The following is a 17,622-nucleotide window of genomic DNA, read 5'->3' as shown; positions in this document are numbered from 1 at the left end:
GGGTACGGGTACGGGTGGGACGGGCCGCGGGGGTCACGGCGCACCCACCTGCGCGGTGGTCGGGTCGGTCGCGGACCAGCGGACGGTCAGGGTGTCGCCGTCGCGCTCGATCGACTCCGGACGGTAGGTGTCCGCCATGGCGTCCAGGGTCTGCTCGGTCGCCGCGGCGGCCCGCACGCTGCTCGCGTGCAGGACGACCTGCCGGAACGTCTGCCCGTCCTCGCCCGGCAGCGGGGTGAAGCGGTCGACGCCCACGGGACGGTCGGCCAGGACCTGACCGAGGGAGACCACGGCGCGCGGGTCCACCTGGCCGGCGCGGAACTGGGACGCGGTGCCGGCGTCGGCACGGAGGGCGGGGTTCTCCGCGAGCTCGGTCCCGAGCGTCTTCCGCAGGTCGCTCGCCCTGGTGGCCTCACGCTCGGCCGCTGTCCGTCCCTGCGCGTTGATGAGCCGGACGTCGACCTGCTGGTTGCCGGTGCCGAACGACGCGACGGTCGTCGAGTTCGCGATCGCCTGCCGCACGTCGGGCGAGGAGGTCCCGCCGGTGCGCATCGAGTCGGTCGTGACGACGTAGTCGGAGTCCTTCCAGCCGTTCGGGGACTGGCGCTCCACGGCTCCGTCGGTGTCGAGCTTGTAGTACCAGACCACGTTGTTCCGCGCGAAGCCGTCGTCGACCAGGTCGACCCACATGGCGTCGTCGACGAGCAGGCGGGAGCTCTTGTCGACGTTGTCGCCGATCCAGTCCTGCGCCTGCGCCATCGGTCGGTCGAGGTCGGCGACCAGGAACCCGCGCAGCTGCGTGCCCCAGAGCGGGACGGCGACGACGACGGCAGCGGCCGTGCCGAGCGCCCAGACCCCGCCGAGCGTGCGACGGCCGGCACCGCGGACCCGGTTCCGGGCGCGGAACGCGGTGGCCCCGGTCACGGCGAGCACGGCGCGCTCCGCGACGTACGCGACGAGCAGGGCGCCGAACGGCACGAGCATGATCACGTACGGCACCGGCAGGTAGCCGCTCGGGCGGAACATGAAGACGAGCAGGAACACGAGCATCGCGGCGACCGGGCGGACGCGGCGGAGGAACAGTCCGACGACCGCGGCTGCCGAGCCGAGCACGATGAACACCGGGTCGAGTGCCCACCACTGTGCTGCGGCCTCGTTCGCGAGGCTGCCGCCGGTGAAGACGGAACCGCTCGCCGCACGCGTGCCGAGCTGGTAGGTGATGCCCTCGAGCAGGCTGACCCGACCGGCACCCGGCAGGAGCTCGCCCTTGACGCCGGCGAGCAGGACGTACGCGCCACCGATCACGGCGAGGACCGCTCCGGCGACGCTGAGCGTGTACCGACGGGTGCTCGGGTCCGCTCGACGGGCGGCGGTCCAGACGAGGAACGGCAGCGCCAGCAGGAAGGTCTCCTTGCTGAGCACCGCGATCCCGAAGCACGCGGCGGCGCCGATGAACCCGGCCAGCTGCTGGCGGCGACTCAGCACGAGGACGAAGGCGGCCAGCAGCCACGGGGTGGCGACGTTGTCGATGTAGACGGTGCGGTGGTACTGCAGCGCCAGCGGCGAGAGGTCGAAGACGAGCACCGCGGCGGCCGCGGTGGGCCGGGCGGCACCGAGACGGCGGGCGAGCACGAAGAGGAACACGGCGGAGACGGCGGCGAAGAACACCATCGCCTCGCGAGCGGCCTCGACGGCGAACGGGTAGCGGGCGAACGCGCCGGTCAGCTGCGTGTAGCCGGCAATCTGGACCCAGCCGAGCGGCGGGTGGTCGTACCAGTACGTGTAGTGCGTGATCTCGCCGAGGTGGGTGATCGCCCACGCCTGTGCGGTGTACGTCCCCTCGTCGTCGATGCGCTGCGGGGTGCCGCCCATGTTCCAGGCCTGCACGACCGCGGCGATCGCGACGACGGGCAGGAGCCAGGCCGCACTCCGGGCGTGCACGCGGATCCAGGTGCCGATGCCGGACGAGTCCCGTGTACCGCGGATCGAGATGCCGGTCGTGTCCGTGATGCTGGCGGTCATCGGTCACCTCCCGCGGTGGCGCCGACGAGGGCCGGCTCGGGTTCGGTCACGGCCGACGGGAAGCCCTGGACCTCGGGCTGGCCGGCACCGCGGTGCTGGCCGGTGTGCTCGGTCTTCTCCCACCCGTTCTGCTTCCGGGCGTGCCGGATGACGGCTCGGACGGCTGCGGCGGCCAGGAACACCTGGTACGGCACGAGGCCGAGCACGAGCTTCACGTAGTCGCGGACGCGGACCTTCTCCTTGTAGAGCCGGCCGAACTCGCCGAGCCCGGCGATCTCGACCGCGAGCAGCATGAGCGTCGGCGCGAGCGGGATGAACGAGATCAGGGCGATCCCGGTGGGCACCTTCACGAACGCGATCATGACCACGCTGAGCGGGATGAGCAGCCCGGTCGCGGCCTGGATGAACGGCATGGTGAGCAGGTAGCGGGCGAAGAAGCGCTGCTTGAACGTGGGGAGCTTCTTCCACTCGCCCTTCTCGAGGACCTGCAGGAAGCCCTGGTTCCACCGGGTGCGCTGCTTCAGGAGCGAGGCGAACGTCGGCGGGGTCTCCTCGCGGGTGACCGCCTCCGGGCTGTACGCGACGACGACCTTGGCGTTGTCGGCCGACAGCCGGACGCCGAGCTCGCAGTCCTCGGCGAGGCAGTGCGCGTCCCAGCCGTCCGACCAGTCGAGCCGCTCCTTCGTCACGAAGACGGTGTTGCCGCCGAGCGGGATGAACTTCGACTCGGCGTGGAAGTGCAGGCGCGACCGGAACCAGAAGTAGTACTCGAGCACGTTGCGGAGCGACCACCAGCTGGACTTGAAGTTCATCAGCTGCACGCCGCCCTGCACGACGTCGGCGCCGGTCTCCTGGAACCGCGAGTCGACGAGGCTCAGCAGGCGCGGGTAGACCTCGTCCTCGGCGTCGAACACGCCCACGATGTCGCCGGTCGCGTACTGCAGGGCCAGGTTCATCGCCTTCGGCTTGTTCTTCGGCAGGGTGTCGTCCACCACGACCCGGATGAGCCCGGGGTGCCGGGCGGCGGCCTCGCGCACGACCCGGTCGGTGCCCGGGTCGTCCTCGCCGACGATCGCGATGATCTCGAAGTCGGGGTGGTCCTGGGTGGCGAGCATGTCGAGCGTCTGCCCCATGACCTCCTCCTCGTGCCGCCCGGGCACGAGGAGCGTGAAGCGGTGCGCGGCCGGTCGCGGTGTCTGGCTGAAGCTCGTGGCGCGGAGGGCCGAGCGTGAGCGCCAGGCGTGCAGCATCCACCAGAGGGTGGACAGCGCGACCAGGGTCAGCAGCACGGAGATCGCGACGAGCGCCGAGTAGCCGATCCACTCCCCCAGGGACCAGGCGACGTGCGCGCTCTGCCCCGACCCGCCGGTCGGGACGTCCGTGGTGCCGCGGTTCGGGACGTCCCCCGGCGTCCCGGCGGGGTCGTTCGGCTGGAGCAGCGGCGCGGCGGCCGCTGTCAGCGTGGTGAGCATGGTCATTCGGTGGGCTCCTTCGTGCGACGAGCGTCGGGGGAACGGAAGACGAGGGTCTTGTACGCGGCGAAGCGGAACGCTGTGCCGAGGACGAGACCGACCCCGTTGCCGGCGACGTTGTCGGCGAGGGTGCTGGTGAGACCGAGGACGTGGTGTGAGACGAGTAGGCAGCCGGCTGCGATCGCGAGCCCGCCGGCGTTCGTGGCGGCGAAGAGCACACCCTCCCGGACCGTCTCCCGACGGCCGCGGGTGCGCTGCGTCCGGAAGGTGACGAACCGGTTGCCGAGCCAGGCGACCAGGGTGGCGACGACGACCGACACGGCCTTCGCGGTCACGGCGTGGTCGGCGAGGACGCCGGCACGGAGGACGTTGAAGACGACGAGGTCGACGACGAAGGCGATGAGGCCGACAGCGCCGAAGGTGGCGAGCTCCCGCACGGCCCGGGTCAGGCGGACGAGACGGGAGGCCGCCGCAGCGGCCACGGGTGCTGCCGGCGCTCCGGGCGTGACGGCTCCACGGCTGGTGGACGGGTGCGGAGTGGTGGACGGGTGCGGGGTCGACGCGGGCGCCACCCCCTGGACGGGTGGCACCAGGACGGGGGTCACTGGTGAGCGCATGCCCCCGGTTCGGGGGTCACGGGGAGGTGGTTTGGTCGGGGTACAGGGTTTGCCAGGCCCCTGCCAGTCGCGCGACACGCGCTGTTCATCTGCCATGGCCCGCAACTCCGTCATGGCGAGCGTCCACGGAGGCGCCGACGCCCGTGCACGGGGAGGTCACCCGGCGCGGCCGGTACCGCCGCGCAGCACACCGGGCCCCGCGGGGTCGTTCGGCGACCAGGTCGCAGCGACCTCGGTGCCGCGCCGGTGGACGCGGTCCGGCGCCAGCGCACCCTCGAGTCCGCGCAGGCGCATCTCGGCCTGCTCGGCGGCGGCGGTGTTCGTGGCCCGCAGGACGACGCCGCGGCGGGCCGTCTCCTGCTCCCCCGGCACCACCGGGAGCGCGGTGAGCGTCACCGGACCGGCCGCGAGCACCGCCCCGATCCCGACCGTCGCCCGCTCGTCGACGCCCCCGCTGCGGAGGAGCGCCGTCTGGTCGTCCGAGGCACGGAGCGCCGGGTTGCCGACGAGCTCCGTCCCGACCCGCTCCCGGGTCGCCGCGGCCCGCTCCGCACCGGCCCGGAGGTGCTCCGCCCCCTGCCGGTCGATGCGCCGGACGACGACCTGTTCGCCACCCTCGCCGAAGACCGCGACCGGCGCCGAGGCGCGGAGTGCGGCCTGGATGCCCGGCAGCTGCGTGGCGCCGATCGCCACGGACTGCGTCGTCACGATGTAGTCCGCGTCGCGCCAGCTGGAGGGGTTCTGGCGTGCGACGGCGCTGTCGGTGCTGAGCTTGTAGTACCAGATGACGTTCTGCCGTGGGAAGCCGGCCCGGACGAGGTCGACCCAGAGTGCGTCGTCGACCAGGAGCCGGTCCGACCGGGAGACGTTCGCGGTGATCCAGTCCTGCGCGCCGAGCATCGGCGCGTCCGCGGAGGTCGTCATGAACGACCCGAGCCGGGCGGCGGAGGCGGGAGCGGCGGCACCGACGACCCCGACCGCCGCGACCGACCAGACCGTCAGTCCGACGACCGAGACCACCAGGCGACCCGGTCTGCCCGACGGCTCGCCGGACGCCCGGGCCAGCCGTGTCCGTCGGACCGCATCGACCACCGCCCGGACGAGGACGTCCGAGACACCGGCGATCGCGAGGGCGGCGAACGGCAGGATCGCGATCGGGTACGGCACGGGCAGGTACCCGTTCGGACGCAGCACGACCGCGATGAGGAAGACGGCGACGGCTGCGACCGAGCGCAGACGCGGCACCGCCAGAGCGGCGACGCTCGCGACCACCCCGAGCGCCACGAAGGCGGGGTCGAGGCCGAGCCACAGGCTCACCACGTGGTTCGCGGGCGTCGCCGGGTCGAACACCGAGCCGCTGCCGCTCCGGTCCCCGAGCTGGAACGTGACGCCCTGCCACAGGCTGACGTGTCCGGGCCCGGGCACGAGCTCGCCCTTCGTCGCCGCGAAGACCAGGTACGACGACCCGCCCAGCGCCAGGACGACCGCGGCGACGCTGAGCGTGTATCGGCGGATCTCCGGGTGCGCCGACCGCCACATCGTCCACGCCAGGAACGGCAGGGCGAGCAGGAAGGTCTCCTTGCTGAGGACCGCCGCGACCATGCAGGCGGCCGAGCCGGCGAACTCGACGAGCTGGTGGTGACGGGACACGGCGAGCACGAAGGCCGCGAGGAGCCAGGGGGTCGCGACGTTGTCGATGTACACGTCGCGGTGGTACTGCACCGCCAGGGGCGAGAGGGCGAACACCAGCACCGCCGCGGCGGCGGCCGGGCGGCTGACGTGCAGCTTGCGCGCGAGCACGTACAGCAGGGCGGCGGATGCGACCGCGAACACCACCATCGCCTCGCGCGCGGCGCCGACCGCGGTCGCGTGCCGCACCCAGGCTCCGGTCGCCTCCGTGTACAGCGCGATCTGGATCCACCCGAGCGGCGGGTGGTCGTACCAGTAGGTGTAGTGGGTGAGGCCGCCGAGGTGGAACACCGACCACGCCTGAGCCGCGTACGTGCCCTCGTCGTCGATCCGCTGCGGGTTGCCCTCCAGGCCGACCACGAGCACGGCGGCCGTCACGGCGAGGACCGGGAGCAGCCAGGCCAGGTCGCTCGCGGACGTGCGCGCCGCGGCGGCGACGGCGCTGTCGGCGAACGACCGGCGGGCTCCGATCGAGGAGGCGGTCACGGGCACCGCAGCAGGTCGCGGGCGTGCGGGAGCAGGGGCATCGTGGAGCCTTCGGTCGTTCGGGTCGCCGGGCAGCAGCGTGGTGAGCGGTGCTCCGTCATCACAACACCGGCCCGGGTTCCCGCACAGGGCACGAGGACGCGTCTGCGGTTTCCCGCACCGATCACGCGGTGTCCCCACCGGAGCGCCCTGCGCCTCCCCCGCCGGTCACGAGCCGAGCAGCGGTCGCCTGCCGGTGGGCGCACGACGGACGGGAGGCCCGGTACCAGCTGGTACCGGGCCTCCCGTCGGTTGGTCGGTCGCGACCGCGACCCGCCGGATCAGGCGGGGCGCTGCGCCGGCGACACGTTCTTCGACGCGTCGCGCTCGGGGATGTCGCCGAGTGCGTCGTCGATCGCGGCGAGCGCGTCGGCGTCGAGGGTGACGCCCGCGGCCTTGACGTTGTCCGTGACCTGCTCCGGGCGCGATGCCCCGACGATCGCGGACGCGACGTTCTCGTTCTGCAGCGTCCACGCGATGGCGAGCTGGGCGAGCGTGAGTCCGGCCTGGTCGGCGACCGGCTGCAGGCGCTGCACGGCCTCGAGGACCTCGTCGCGCATGAACCGCTTGATCATGTCGGCGCCGCCCTTCTCGTCCGTGGCGCGCGAGCCCTCGGGGAGCGGCTGGCCCGGCTTGTACTTGCCGGTGAGCACGCCCTGCGCGATCGGGGACCAGACGATCTGGGACAGACCGAGCTGCTTCGAGGCCGGGACGACCTCGCCCTCGATGACGCGCCACAGCATCGAGTACTGCGGCTGGTTCGAGATGAGCTGGAAGCCGAGCTCCCTCGCCAGCGCGGCACCGGCGCGGATCTGCTCGGCGGTCCACTCGCTGACGCCGATGTAGAGCGCCTTGCCCTGGCGGACGACGTCCGCGAAGGCCTGCATGGTCTCCTCGAGCGGCGTCTCGTAGTCGTAGCGGTGCGCCTGGTAGAGGTCGACGTAGTCGGTCTGCAGCCGCTCGAGCGAGCCGTTGATCGACTCCATGATGTGCTTGCGGCTGAGGCCGACGTCGTTGTGCCCCTTCGGGCCGGTCGGCCAGTACACCTTCGTGAAGACCTCGAGGGACTGCCGACGCTCACCCTTGAGCGCCTCGCCGAGGACGGTCTCGGCGGCGGTGTTGGCGTACGTGTCCGCGGTGTCGAACGTGGTGATGCCGGCGTCCAGCGCTGCCCGCACGCACTGGGTGGCGACGTCGTTCTCGACCTGCGAGCCGTGCGTCAGCCAGTTGCCGTAGGTGATCTCGGAGATCTTGAGTCCGGAGTTGCCCAGGTACCTGAATTCCATGTGCCCGACGCTACTGGAGTGAGCGCTCTCGTGAGGGGTCTCCGCAGTACCCGGGTCGACTCCTCGGTGAACAATGGTTGACGCTTCAACCAAACGGGTGCAGGATGGGGTAGCATCAAGGTCGATGCAGGCGCATGCACCACCGCGCCGGCCCCCCGACTCACCGCTCGAAGACACATCGCTCGAAGAAGGACACACCATGGCTCTCACCGCCTCCGCCATCCCCGGCTACGTCACCGGCACCTGGAAGCTCGACCCGACCCACTCCGAGGTCAGCTTCTCCGTCCGCCACCTCGCGATCAGCAAGGTCAAGGGCAAGTTCGAGCAGTTCGACGCGACGCTCGTCACCGCCGAGAACCCCCTCGACACCACCCTCGAGGCCTCGATCGACGTCGCCAGCATCAACACCAACCAGGCGCAGCGCGACCAGCACCTCGCGACCGGTGACTTCTTCCTCACCGAGGAGCACCCGCACATGACGTTCCGCTCGACGGGCATCCGCGAGGACGGCGACGACATGCTCATCGACGGCGAGCTCTCGCTCCGCGGCGTCACCAAGAACGTCACGCTCAAGACCGAGTTCGGCGGCGTCACCACCGACGGCTACGGCCAGACCAAGCTCGGCGCCGAGGCGATGACCAAGATCGACCGCACCGAGTTCGGCGTGAACTGGAACGCCGCGCTCGAGGCCGGTGGCTTCACGCTCGGCAACGACGTCACGATCAACCTCGACGTGCAGTTCGTCCTCCAGGCGGCCTGACCCGCGGTCCCACTCGACGAGCCCCGGCGCCCTCGGCGTCGGGGCTCGTCCCGTGTCCCGACGCACGACGTGCCGAGCGGTAGCGTGAGCAGCACCGCTGACGAACAGGAGTCACCACGATGCCCACCGACTGGATCGCCCTGCAGACCATCGCGGCCGCGGAGTTCGGCCGCCGCGTCGCCGCGGTCACCGACTGGGACGCCGCCACCCCCGACTCGGAGTGGACGACCCGGGACCTCGTCGCCCACGTGGTCGACGAGCAGCGGTGGATCCCGAAGCTCCTGACGGGGTGCGACCACGAACAGGCCGCGGCCGACCTCGAGCCGATCGGTGACGACCTGGTGGCGGCGTGGGAGCGGCACTCGAGCGCGGCGATCGAGGCGTGGCAGCGCGCACCGAAGGACACCCCGGTGCACCTGGCCACCGACGTGGTGAGCGCCGGCGAGTACCTGGCGGAGCAGACGAGCGACATCGCGATCCACACGTGGGACCTCGCGCGGGCCACCGGCAGCGACGAGCACCTGCCGGACGAACTCGTCGAGGCGGTGTGGACGCACTTCGAGCCGCAGATCCAGTCCCTCGCCGCGACCGGCCTGTACGCGGCCCCAGTGCAGGTGGACGACGATGCTCCGCTGCAGGTGAAGCTCCTCGCGGTCACCGGGCGCGACGCCCGCACGACCGCCTGACCGTCCCGTCGGTACCTGCACCGTCACGTCCCGGGAGGACCCGCATGTCCGACACCACGACCGTCCCCACCACCCGCCTCGGCAGCTCCGGCCTCGAGATCTCGAGCATCGTCCTCGGGATGATGTCATACGGGGACCCGGCCGCCGGCTCGCACGCCTGGAGCGTCGGACTCGATGACGCCCGACCCTTCGTCCGCCGCGCCTTCGAGGCGGGCATCACCACGTTCGACACCGCGAACGTCTACTCCGCCGGCAGCAGCGAGGAGATCACCGGGAAGCTCCTGGCGGAACTCGCCCCGCGCGAGGACGTCCAGGTCTTCACGAAGGTCTACAACCGGATGCGCCCCGGGCGGAACGGTGCCGGACTGTCGCGTGCGGCGGTCATGCACGAGATCGACGCCTCGCTGACCCGCCTCGGCACCGACTACGTCGACCTGTACCAGATCCACCGCTTCGACCCGGACACGCCCGTCGAGGAGACGATGGAGGCGCTGCACGACGTCGTCAAGTCCGGGAAGGCCCGGTACATCGGCGCGTCGAGCATGTGGGCATGGCAGTTCGCCGAGATGCAGCACGTCGCCGAGCTGCACGGCTGGACGCCCTTCGTGAGCATGCAGGACCAGTACAACCTGCTCGAGCGCGAGGAGGAGCGCGAGATGCACCCGTTCTGCGAGCACACCGGCGTCGGTGTCATCCCGTGGAGCCCGCTCGCGCGCGGCAAGGTCACCCGCCCGTGGGACGCGCAGGGCTCCGGCTCGCGTGCCGACACCGACGAGTTCGGCAAGACGCTGTACCGCCAGGACGAGGACGCGAACCGCGCCATCGTCGACGCGGTCGGGCAGGTCGCCGAGGAGCGGGGCGCGAGCATGGCGCAGGTCGCGCTCGCGTGGGTCGCCGGCAAGCCCGCCGTCTCCGCGCCGATCATCGGCGCGACGAAGGAGCACCACATCGACGACGCGGTCGCGGCGACCGCGATCACGCTGACCGAGGACGAGGTCACGCGACTCGAGCAGGCCTACACGCCGCGGGTGCCGTCCGGCTTCTGAGCCACCGGCGGACGGGAGGCGCGGCACCAGCTGGTGCCGCGCCTCCCGTCCGTGCCAGCGCTGTCCGCACCCGGGCCGGTCGCGCTGTCCGCACCCGGGCCGGTCCCGCTGTCCGCACCCCGGGCCGGTCGGGCCCGCGAGGTCGCACGACACGCCGCCCGCGCGGCGCCGAGGTCGCACGAACGCTCGGCCCGGCAGTATCCGGACGGCCGAGCGTGCGACCTCGGCCAGGCCGTCAGGCGCCGTCGATGCCCCGCTCCGCCGCCGCCTCGCGCTCCAGCCGGGCGATGCGGGCGAGCGCCGCACGCTCGGTGCCGGACTGCGTGCCGAGCACGCTGCCGATGCCGTCGAGGACGACCCCGGTCGCCCGGTCGACGGGCAACTCGATCGGTCCGATCGCGGGCGTCCGGATGCCGAGCAGCGACCGGTGCCGCGGGTCGAGGGTCGAGACCGCGCCCTGGTACACCGCCCGGTAGCCCGGTCGCAGCAGCTGGGCGAGCGGGGGGTTCTTGATGAAGCGCAGGACCTCCCGGGTCCTGGGCGTCACCGCGAGCTCCCCGCGGTCGAGGTACCCGTCCATCTGGGCGCGCAGCTCGGCCTCGGACTCGGGGGCGTCCGCGACCCGCATGAGCCGACCGGCGACCGCCCACTCCTTGACGTAGGCGTCCGCGCCGCCGGGGATCGGCTGCCCCCAGCGCTGCGCCGTGCGCAGGAACGCGTCCGTGAACGCCAGGTGCACCCAGCGCGCCAGGTCGGGGTCGTTCGCGGTGTAGGGCCGTCCGACGCCGTGCCCGTCGACGTACACGCCGCGGACCCGCTCGTGCAGCTTCAGCACCCACTCGCTCCCCGCCCGGGCGGTCGCGGTGTCGCCGTGCGTGACGGTGTAGATCCACCGGATCGTGCCGGCGAGCCGACCGAAGGGGTCCTCCTTGTACCGGGAGTGGTCCGCGACGCCGGCGAGCGCACCCGGGTGCAGCGCCTGGACGAGCAACGCGCGCACACCGGCGACGATGGTCTGGTTGCCGCCGTGAACCGACCACGTGGCCGAGCCCGGGCCGAAGAAGCCGGCGTCGGTCCCCTGCTCGAGGGCGTCCACCCACTCCGGACTGCCGGCGGTGCTGCCCGTGAACGTGGCCTGCAGACGGGTGCGGAAGGCATCGGAGACGAACGACATGGTGCAATGGTCCGTCGCGCCCCTGACAGTGCGCCCTCCGTCCGCCCGGGAGCATGCCTGACGAGGACTCGGGTCCGCCCGCTAGGTTGGTCCGCGTGAGCATCGACACGCCTCGTCCCTGGCTTGCCTCCTACGCGTCAGGGGTGCCGCACGACATCGAGCCGATGACCGGGTCCCTGCCGGACCTGGTCGAGCAGTCCGCGGCGCGCTGGCCGAAGGCGGTGGCGCTCGAGTTCTTCACGCGGACGACGACGTACGCCGAACTCGAGGAGCAGATCGCGCGCGCGGCCAACGGCCTGCGGAAGCTCGGGGTGACGAAGGGCGACCGCGTGGCCCTCGTGCTGCCGAACTGCCCGCAGCACGTCGTCGCGTTCTACGCCGTGCTGCGGCTCGGCGCGATCGTGGTCGAGCACAACCCGCTCTACACCCCGCGCGAGCTCCGGCACCAGTTCGAGGACCACGGCGCGAAGGTCGCGATCGCCTGGGACAAGTCGGTCGCCACGCTGCAGGACTTCCCCTCGGACCTCACCCTCGACGCGATCGTCTCGGTCGACCTCACGCGCGCCATGCCGCGCCGCACCCGCCTGGCGCTCTCGCTGCCGGTCGCGAAGGCCCGCGAGTCGCGCGCGAAGCTCACCGCACCGGTCACCGGCACGACCCGCTGGGACGACCTGGTGTCGAGCCGGAAGCTGTCGAAGCGGCACCCGCGCCCGGAGACCGACGACGTCGCGCTCATCCAGTACACCTCGGGCACGACCGGCACCCCGAAGGGCGCCGTCCTGACCCACCGCAACCTGCTCGCCAACGCCGCACAGGCCCGCGCCTGGATCCCCCAGATCAGCGCCGGTGACGGCAGCGTCGTGCACGCCGTGCTGCCGATGTTCCACGCCTACGGCCTGACGCTCTGCCTGACCTTCGCGATGAGCATCGCCGGGCGCCTCGTGCTCTTCCCGGCGTTCGACCCCGCCCTCGTGCTGGCGGCGATCAAGAAGCGCCCGCCGACGTTCCTGCCGGCCGTGCCGCCGATCTACGCGCGGCTGCAGCACGCCGCCGACTCGGCCGGGGTGTCGCTGCAGGGCATCGACATCGGCATCTCCGGCGCGATGCCGCTCTCCCAGGACGTCATCGAACCGTGGGAGGCCCGCACCGGCGGCTTCCTGGTCGAGGGCTACGGCCTGTCCGAGTGCTCTCCGGTGCTCATGGCCAACCCGGTGTCCGACGCCCGTCGACTCGGCGCGATCGGCCTCCCGCTGCCCTCGACCGAGTGCCGCGTGGTGGACCCCGACGACGAGACGAAGGTCCTCGGCACCGGCGAGTCCGGCGAACTGCAGGTGCGCGGGCCGCAGGTGTTCAGCGGCTACTGGGGCAAGGCGGACGCCACCGACGAGGTGTTCACCCCCGACGGCTGGTTCCGGACCGGCGACATCGTGGCGATCGACACGGACGGCTTCGTGCGGATCGTCGACCGGCTCAAGGAGCTCATCATCACGGGCGGCTTCAACGTCTCGCCGTCCGAGGTCGAGGACACCCTGATGAAGCACCCGAGCGTCAAGGAGGTCGCGGTCGTCGGCATCACGCAGGCCGGCAACGAACAGGTCGTCGCCGCGGTGGTGCCCGCCGACCCGTCCTCGTTCGACGCCGACGCTCTGCGCGCCTGGTGCCGCGACCAGCTCGCCGCGTACAAGGTGCCGCGGCGCGTGGTGGTCGTCGAGGACCTCCCCCGCTCGATGATCGGCAAGGTCCTGCGCCGCAAGGTGCGCGACGCGATCACCGACCGCGACTAGGAGCACTCCGGGCGGCCCACCGCGGCCGCCCGGAGCCCTGCGTCAGGTGCTGCTGATCCGGGTGTACTTGCGCACCGCCCACGGCACGAACACCGCGAGCATCACCACGATCCCGATGAGCACGGTGGCGACCGGGTGCTGCATCGTCCAGATGTCCGGCACCGGCGCGGACCCCGCGTTGCCGAACAGCTGCCGAGCCGCCTGCACGAGCGACGACACCGGGTTCCACTCCGCGAAGACCCGGAGCACGAGCGGCATGGTTTCGCTCGGCACGAACGCGTTCGAGATGAACGTCAGCGGGAACAGGATCATGAACGACGCGTTGTTGATCACCTCCGGGGTCTTCACGCTCATGCCGAGCAGCGCCATCACCCAGCTGAACGCGTAGCTGAACAGCAGCAGGAGCCCGACGCCGGCCAGGAACTCGAGCGGTGACGAGGTGACGCGCCACCCCACCGCGAGGCCGGTCGCCATCATGATGACCATCGAGATGCCGTTCAGCACGAGGTCCGACGCCGTCCGACCGACGAGCACCGCGGACGCCGACATCGGCAGCGTGCGGAACCGGTCGACGAGTCCGTCCTTCAGGTCCTGCGCCATCGCCGACCCGGAGAAGGTCGCGCCGAACACGACCGTCTGCGCGAAGATGCCGGCCATGAGGAACTGTGTGTAGTCGGTCCCCTGCACGCTGATCGCACCGCCGTACACCTGGCTGAACAGCAGGACGAACATGATCGGCTGGAGGACGGCGAAGACGAGCATGTCCGGCGACCGCTTGAGCTTCGTGAGGTTCCGCTTCGTGACGACCCAGCCGTCCTCCATCCACACCGCGAGCGGGGACGTCACCACGACGGGCAGCTGCCGCCCGAGGGCCGACCCGGTGGACGTCGCGGTCACCGGCTCCGCTCCCGTCCGGCACCCGCCGCCAGGTGTGAACCGGCGTCCGGGTCACCGGGCGACCCCGCCCCGGTGCCGGTGGTGCCGTCGTCCGGCGGTGGTGCTCCGCGGCCCCGCCGGGAGGCCCGGCCCGCGCCCGCCCCGTCGCCCGCCTCCGCCTCGTCCGCCGTCGCCGCGTGCCCGGTCAACCGGAGGAACACGTCGTCGAGCGTGGGGCGGCGCATGCCCGCGTCGTGCAGCGCGACGTCGGCCGCCCCGAGGTCGGCCAGGACCCGTTGCAGGGCCGCCGGCCCGGCGTCGACGGCGACCGCCAGCGACCGGCCGTCCGCACTGGTCTCGACCTCGCCGCTGCCGTGACGCCGGAGGACGGCCGTCGCGGGCTCCCCGTCGGCGGCGTCGACCAGCGTCACCGCGAGCCGGTGTCCGCCCACCTGCGCCTTGAGCTCGTCCGAGGTGCCCTCGGCGATGACCCGACCGTCGTCGATGACGGCGATGTCGTCGGCGAGCTGGTCGGCCTCCTCCAGGTACTGCGTGGTGAGGAGCACGGTCGCACCGTCGGCGACGAGGTCCTCGATGATCCCCCAGAGCGCGAGACGGCTGCGCGGGTCCAGGCCCGTCGTCGGTTCGTCGAGGAACAGCACCCGCGGGTTCATCACGAGTGCCCCGGCGAGGTCGATCCGCCGGCGCATGCCGCCGGAGAACCCCTTCACGGGCCGGTCCCCCGCCTCGGCGAGCCCGAACACGTCGATGAGCTCGCGGGCCCGGTCGCGCGCGGCCCGACGTCCCAGGTGGTACAGCCGGCCGATCATCTCGAGGTTCTCGGCCCCGGTGAGGTTCTCGTCGACCGCGGCGTACTGCCCGGACACGCCGATCGCGCGCCGGGTGCCCTGCGGATCGGCGACGACGTCGGTGCCGGCGACGGTCGCGGTGCCGGCGTCCGGGACGACCAGGGTGGTGAGCACCTTCACGGTCGTGGTCTTCCCGGCGCCGTTCGGGCCGAGCAGTGCGGTGACGGTGCCCTCCGGCACCGAGAGGTCGAGGCCCGCCAACGCGTGGACGGGCCCCGACCGTGACGTGTACGTCTTGGTGAGGCCGGTGGCCTCGATGATCGCCATGTCGCTCCTTCGTGACCGGCTGGACAGGAGGGGCCGGTGGAGCGCGGAGCGTCACTCAGACGTCGAAGCCACCACCGAAGTCGCCGCCGAAGTCCTGGTCGAACCCGCCGCCGTCGTTCGAACCGCCGAAGTCGGATCCGCCATCGCCCCAGGAGGCGTTCTCGTACCCGCCGCCGTCGGACGCACCGCCGTCACCGGATCCGTCACCAGTGTCCCCCTGACCGCCGTCGTCCGCAGCCCCTGCATCGGTTCCACCGTCGAACGACCCGGGGTCCGGCAGGAAGGCGCTCATCAGGGCGGACCCGATCACGTACCCACCGACGGTGCCGAGCAGGGAGGCGCCGAGCATGCTGCCGAAGCCGGATCCCTGCCGTCCGCCGAACCCGCCGCCGCCGCCGATGCCGCCGAGCGAGCGCTCCATGTACCCGGGCTGGCGGAGCTCGGAGCGGGTCGCCGACTGGGCCAGGGAGCGGGGGTCGTCGCCGCGCGGGGCCTCACCGGCGGATGCGGTGCGTGTGAACTCCTCGTAGACCATGCGGCGCTGCTCCGGGGTGAGCTGCGCGAAGGCCTCGGCGTGCACCTCCTCGATGCGCTCGGGCGGAGCGGTGCGGAGCAGGTAGCGGTAGCGCGCGACGGCGCGCTCGTCCTCGCCACCGCCCTGCTGCTGCGGTGCGCCGGTCGGCTGCTGCGGTGCGCCGTACGGCTGCTGGTACGACTGCTGGCCGTACTGGTACCCCTGCTGCTGTCCGCCGCCGGGTCGTGGCTGTGCCGGACGCTCCTCGCGGCCGAGCAGACGGTCGAGGAATCCCATGACGTGCTCCTTCGTGCGGACACCGTGCCCGCTGGCGCCCACGGTAGGCACCCCCGGCCCGGACTGACTGGGTGTGTGCTCAGAAGCAGCCGCAGAGCGTCACCGCTCCGACCCCGCACCGAGCAGCGCCGCGGACCAGATCGCGGCCAGCTCGTCGGCGGCGCCGGGGTGCGCCACGAGGAACGGTGCCCCGACCGGCGGGAAGTCGGACACCGGTCCGTCCAGGGTCAGCACCACCCCGCCGGCCTCGTGCACGAGCAGGACCGCGGCACCGTGGTCGACCGGGTCGAACGCGGGCGTGCACGCGCCGATCCCCCGCCCGGCCGCGACCTGCGCGATCGTCAGCGTGCCGGACCCGGTCACCCGCACGGAGCACGACCGCGCGGCGAGCGCCGTGACGAACGCGGTGAAGCCCGACCACGGACGGTGCCCGTCGAGCTCGGTGCCGACCACCGCACCGGCGAGGGCACGCGGGCTGTCGTCGAGACGCAGGACCCGGTCCCGCTCGGTGGCGCCCCGGCCGCGGCGGGCTTCCAGCACCTCGCCGCGCCACGGGTCGGCGACGACGCCGACGACGGGTCGTCCGGAACGGGTCAGGCACAGCGAGGTGCTCGTCCACGGCACGCCGTTCGCCAGGTTCGTGCTGCCGTCGACGGGGTCGAGGTACCACCGGTGCTTGTCCCCGGGCGCGACGCCGTACTCCTCGCCCGTGAAGCCGTGCTCCGGGAACACCGCGCGGACCCGGCCGCGGACGTGCTGCTCGATCGCGCGGTCGAGGTCGAGGACCCGGGCGGCGGCGTCGCCGGCGTCCGTGCTGATCCGGTGCTCCCGGGTGAAGGCGATCACCTCGTGCGCGATGCGGTGTGCCAGGGCCTGGGCCCGTCCGGCGACCTCGGGCTCGGTCGGCTCGCGACGCGGGACCCAGCCGTCCCGCTCCGCCGCAGCGAGCACGGCGTGCACCGTGGCGACGTCCTCGGTGAGCAGCAGGTCGGCCCCGAGTCGGGTCGCCCAGCGCGTCGGCTCGGGGTCGTCCACGGTCCACACCGCCACGCAGAGGCCCAGGGCGTGTGCGGCCCGGACGGTCGCCGGGGTCAGGAACGCGACGTCGAGGTCGAGCGTCGAGGGCCGTACCGTCGTCAGGTGCGCGGCCGTCGGCGCTCCGAGCGAGTCCCACGGCAGCCACACGTCGGCCTCGGGCAGCAGCGCGCGCACGGCCGTCACGGCGTCGGTGGTCCCCCGCCAGGCGACCGGCACGGACCCCGCCGCGGCCTGCACGGTGCGGACCGCCACGGCGGCGTCGGCCGGGTCGGCGAGCCGGACCAGCAGTGACGCCGAGCACCCGTCGAGTCGCTCGAGCACCGCGTCGAGCCGTGGGATGCGGTCGAGTCCGTTGCCGAGCCGGGCGACGTCACACCAGGACACCTCCGACACCGGGCGGCCGTCGCCCCACATCCGCCCGAGGGTCTCGTCGTGCAGCAGCACCGCGACGTCGTCGGCGGTGCGCCGGACGTCGACCGCGATGACGTCCGCGCCGAGCGCCTCGGCGACCGCGACGGCGGGCAGCGTGTCCTCGCGGCGGACGCGCGGGGCACCGCGGGACGCGACGACCCGCGGCGGACGCAGGCCGGGCCTCCCGGTCGGTGCGGGGGCCGGGCTCTCGAGCGTCGTCACCACTCCATGGTGGGAGGGCCGCCCCAACGGCACGTGACCGAACGGTGAACTCCTGGCTGCCCGCCGC

At 72.6% G+C, this 17,622-nt stretch carries 14 protein-coding genes; 4 read left to right on the top strand and 10 right to left on the bottom strand.

The window, feature by feature from the left end; genetic code table 11:
• Positions 1-33: 33 nt before the first annotated feature.
• From DEI95_RS03465 to DEI95_RS03445, 5 genes are all read right to left on the bottom strand, one after another.
• Entirely contained in the window at positions 34-2,022 is a 1,989-nt protein-coding gene (locus tag DEI95_RS03465; RefSeq protein ID WP_111059377.1) for a glycosyltransferase family 39 protein, read from the bottom strand.
• Positions 2,019-3,500 carry a glycosyltransferase family 2 protein gene (locus DEI95_RS03460; protein ID WP_258367436.1) on the bottom strand — a complete coding sequence of 494 codons (1,482 nt, stop codon included), beginning with the start codon at positions 3,498-3,500 and terminating at the stop codon, positions 2,019-2,021. Before DEI95_RS03460 ends, DEI95_RS03465 begins: the two co-directional genes overlap by 4 nt.
• Entirely contained in the window at positions 3,497-4,084 is a 588-nt protein-coding gene (locus tag DEI95_RS03455; protein WP_258367435.1) for a GtrA family protein, read from the bottom strand. Before DEI95_RS03455 ends, DEI95_RS03460 begins: the two co-directional genes overlap by 4 nt.
• 183 nt (positions 4,085-4,267) lie before the next feature.
• On the bottom strand, positions 4,268-6,286 hold the full coding sequence (locus DEI95_RS03450) for a glycosyltransferase family 39 protein (protein ID WP_146243584.1): 2,019 nt from the start codon (positions 6,284-6,286) through the stop codon (positions 4,268-4,270).
• Between the two features lie 320 nt (positions 6,287-6,606).
• Complete coding sequence (locus DEI95_RS03445; RefSeq protein ID WP_110823739.1) at positions 6,607-7,611, bottom strand: aldo/keto reductase family protein; 1,005 nt, start codon at positions 7,609-7,611, stop codon at positions 6,607-6,609.
• Positions 7,612-7,810: 199 nt separating this feature from the next.
• Here DEI95_RS03445 and DEI95_RS03440 point away from each other — a divergent pair, with 199 nt between their 5' ends.
• The 3 genes from DEI95_RS03440 to DEI95_RS03430 all read left to right on the top strand — a co-directional run bounded on the left by DEI95_RS03440 (position 7,811) and on the right by DEI95_RS03430 (position 10,103).
• Positions 7,811-8,371, top strand: a complete 561-nt coding sequence (locus DEI95_RS03440; protein WP_111059374.1) for a YceI family protein — start codon at positions 7,811-7,813, stop codon at positions 8,369-8,371.
• Positions 8,372-8,490: 119 nt separating this feature from the next.
• Entirely contained in the window at positions 8,491-9,057 is a 567-nt protein-coding gene (locus tag DEI95_RS03435; protein ID WP_111059373.1) for a TIGR03086 family metal-binding protein, read from the top strand.
• Between the two features lie 44 nt (positions 9,058-9,101).
• Positions 9,102-10,103, top strand: a complete 1,002-nt coding sequence (locus DEI95_RS03430; RefSeq protein WP_110890272.1) for an aldo/keto reductase — start codon at positions 9,102-9,104, stop codon at positions 10,101-10,103.
• Positions 10,104-10,338: 235 nt separating this feature from the next.
• Here DEI95_RS03430 and DEI95_RS03425 read toward each other — a convergent pair whose 3' ends face one another.
• Positions 10,339-11,277 (bottom strand): oxygenase MpaB family protein, encoded by a 939-nt coding sequence (locus DEI95_RS03425; RefSeq protein WP_110823735.1) that lies wholly within the window; start codon positions 11,275-11,277, stop codon positions 10,339-10,341.
• Positions 11,278-11,330: 53 nt separating this feature from the next.
• On the opposite strand from DEI95_RS03425, the gene DEI95_RS03420 reads away from it, so the two are divergent.
• A complete protein-coding gene (locus DEI95_RS03420) occupies positions 11,331-13,061 on the top strand; it encodes a long-chain-fatty-acid--CoA ligase (protein ID WP_111059372.1) in 1,731 nt (576 codons plus the stop codon).
• 42 nt (positions 13,062-13,103) lie between these two features.
• On the opposite strand, the gene DEI95_RS03415 is transcribed toward DEI95_RS03420, so the two are convergent.
• The 4 genes from DEI95_RS03415 to DEI95_RS03400 form a co-directional block, all read right to left on the bottom strand.
• The gene (locus DEI95_RS03415) at positions 13,104-13,883 is read right to left on the bottom strand and encodes an ABC transporter permease (protein ID WP_111059400.1); all 780 of its coding nucleotides are present in this window, start codon (positions 13,881-13,883) and stop codon (positions 13,104-13,106) included.
• 71 nt (positions 13,884-13,954) lie between these two features.
• Positions 13,955-15,073: an ATP-binding cassette domain-containing protein gene (locus tag DEI95_RS03410; RefSeq protein ID WP_110901334.1), complete on the bottom strand. Its 1,119-nt coding sequence runs from the start codon at positions 15,071-15,073 to the stop codon at positions 13,955-13,957.
• Between the two features lie 55 nt (positions 15,074-15,128).
• Complete coding sequence (locus tag DEI95_RS03405; RefSeq protein ID WP_111059371.1) at positions 15,129-15,884, bottom strand: hypothetical protein; 756 nt, start codon at positions 15,882-15,884, stop codon at positions 15,129-15,131.
• Positions 15,885-15,983: 99 nt separating this feature from the next.
• Positions 15,984-17,555 (bottom strand): inositol monophosphatase family protein, encoded by a 1,572-nt coding sequence (locus DEI95_RS03400; RefSeq protein WP_181436181.1) that lies wholly within the window; start codon positions 17,553-17,555, stop codon positions 15,984-15,986.
• Positions 17,556-17,622 lie beyond the last annotated feature (67 nt).

It is taken from the genome of Curtobacterium sp. MCBD17_008 (genome assembly GCF_003234475.1).
Lineage (GTDB): Bacteria > Actinomycetota > Actinomycetes > Actinomycetales > Microbacteriaceae > Curtobacterium.
Note: the sequence above shows the minus strand (reverse complement) of the source record. Positions and strands in the feature narration are given on the sequence as shown.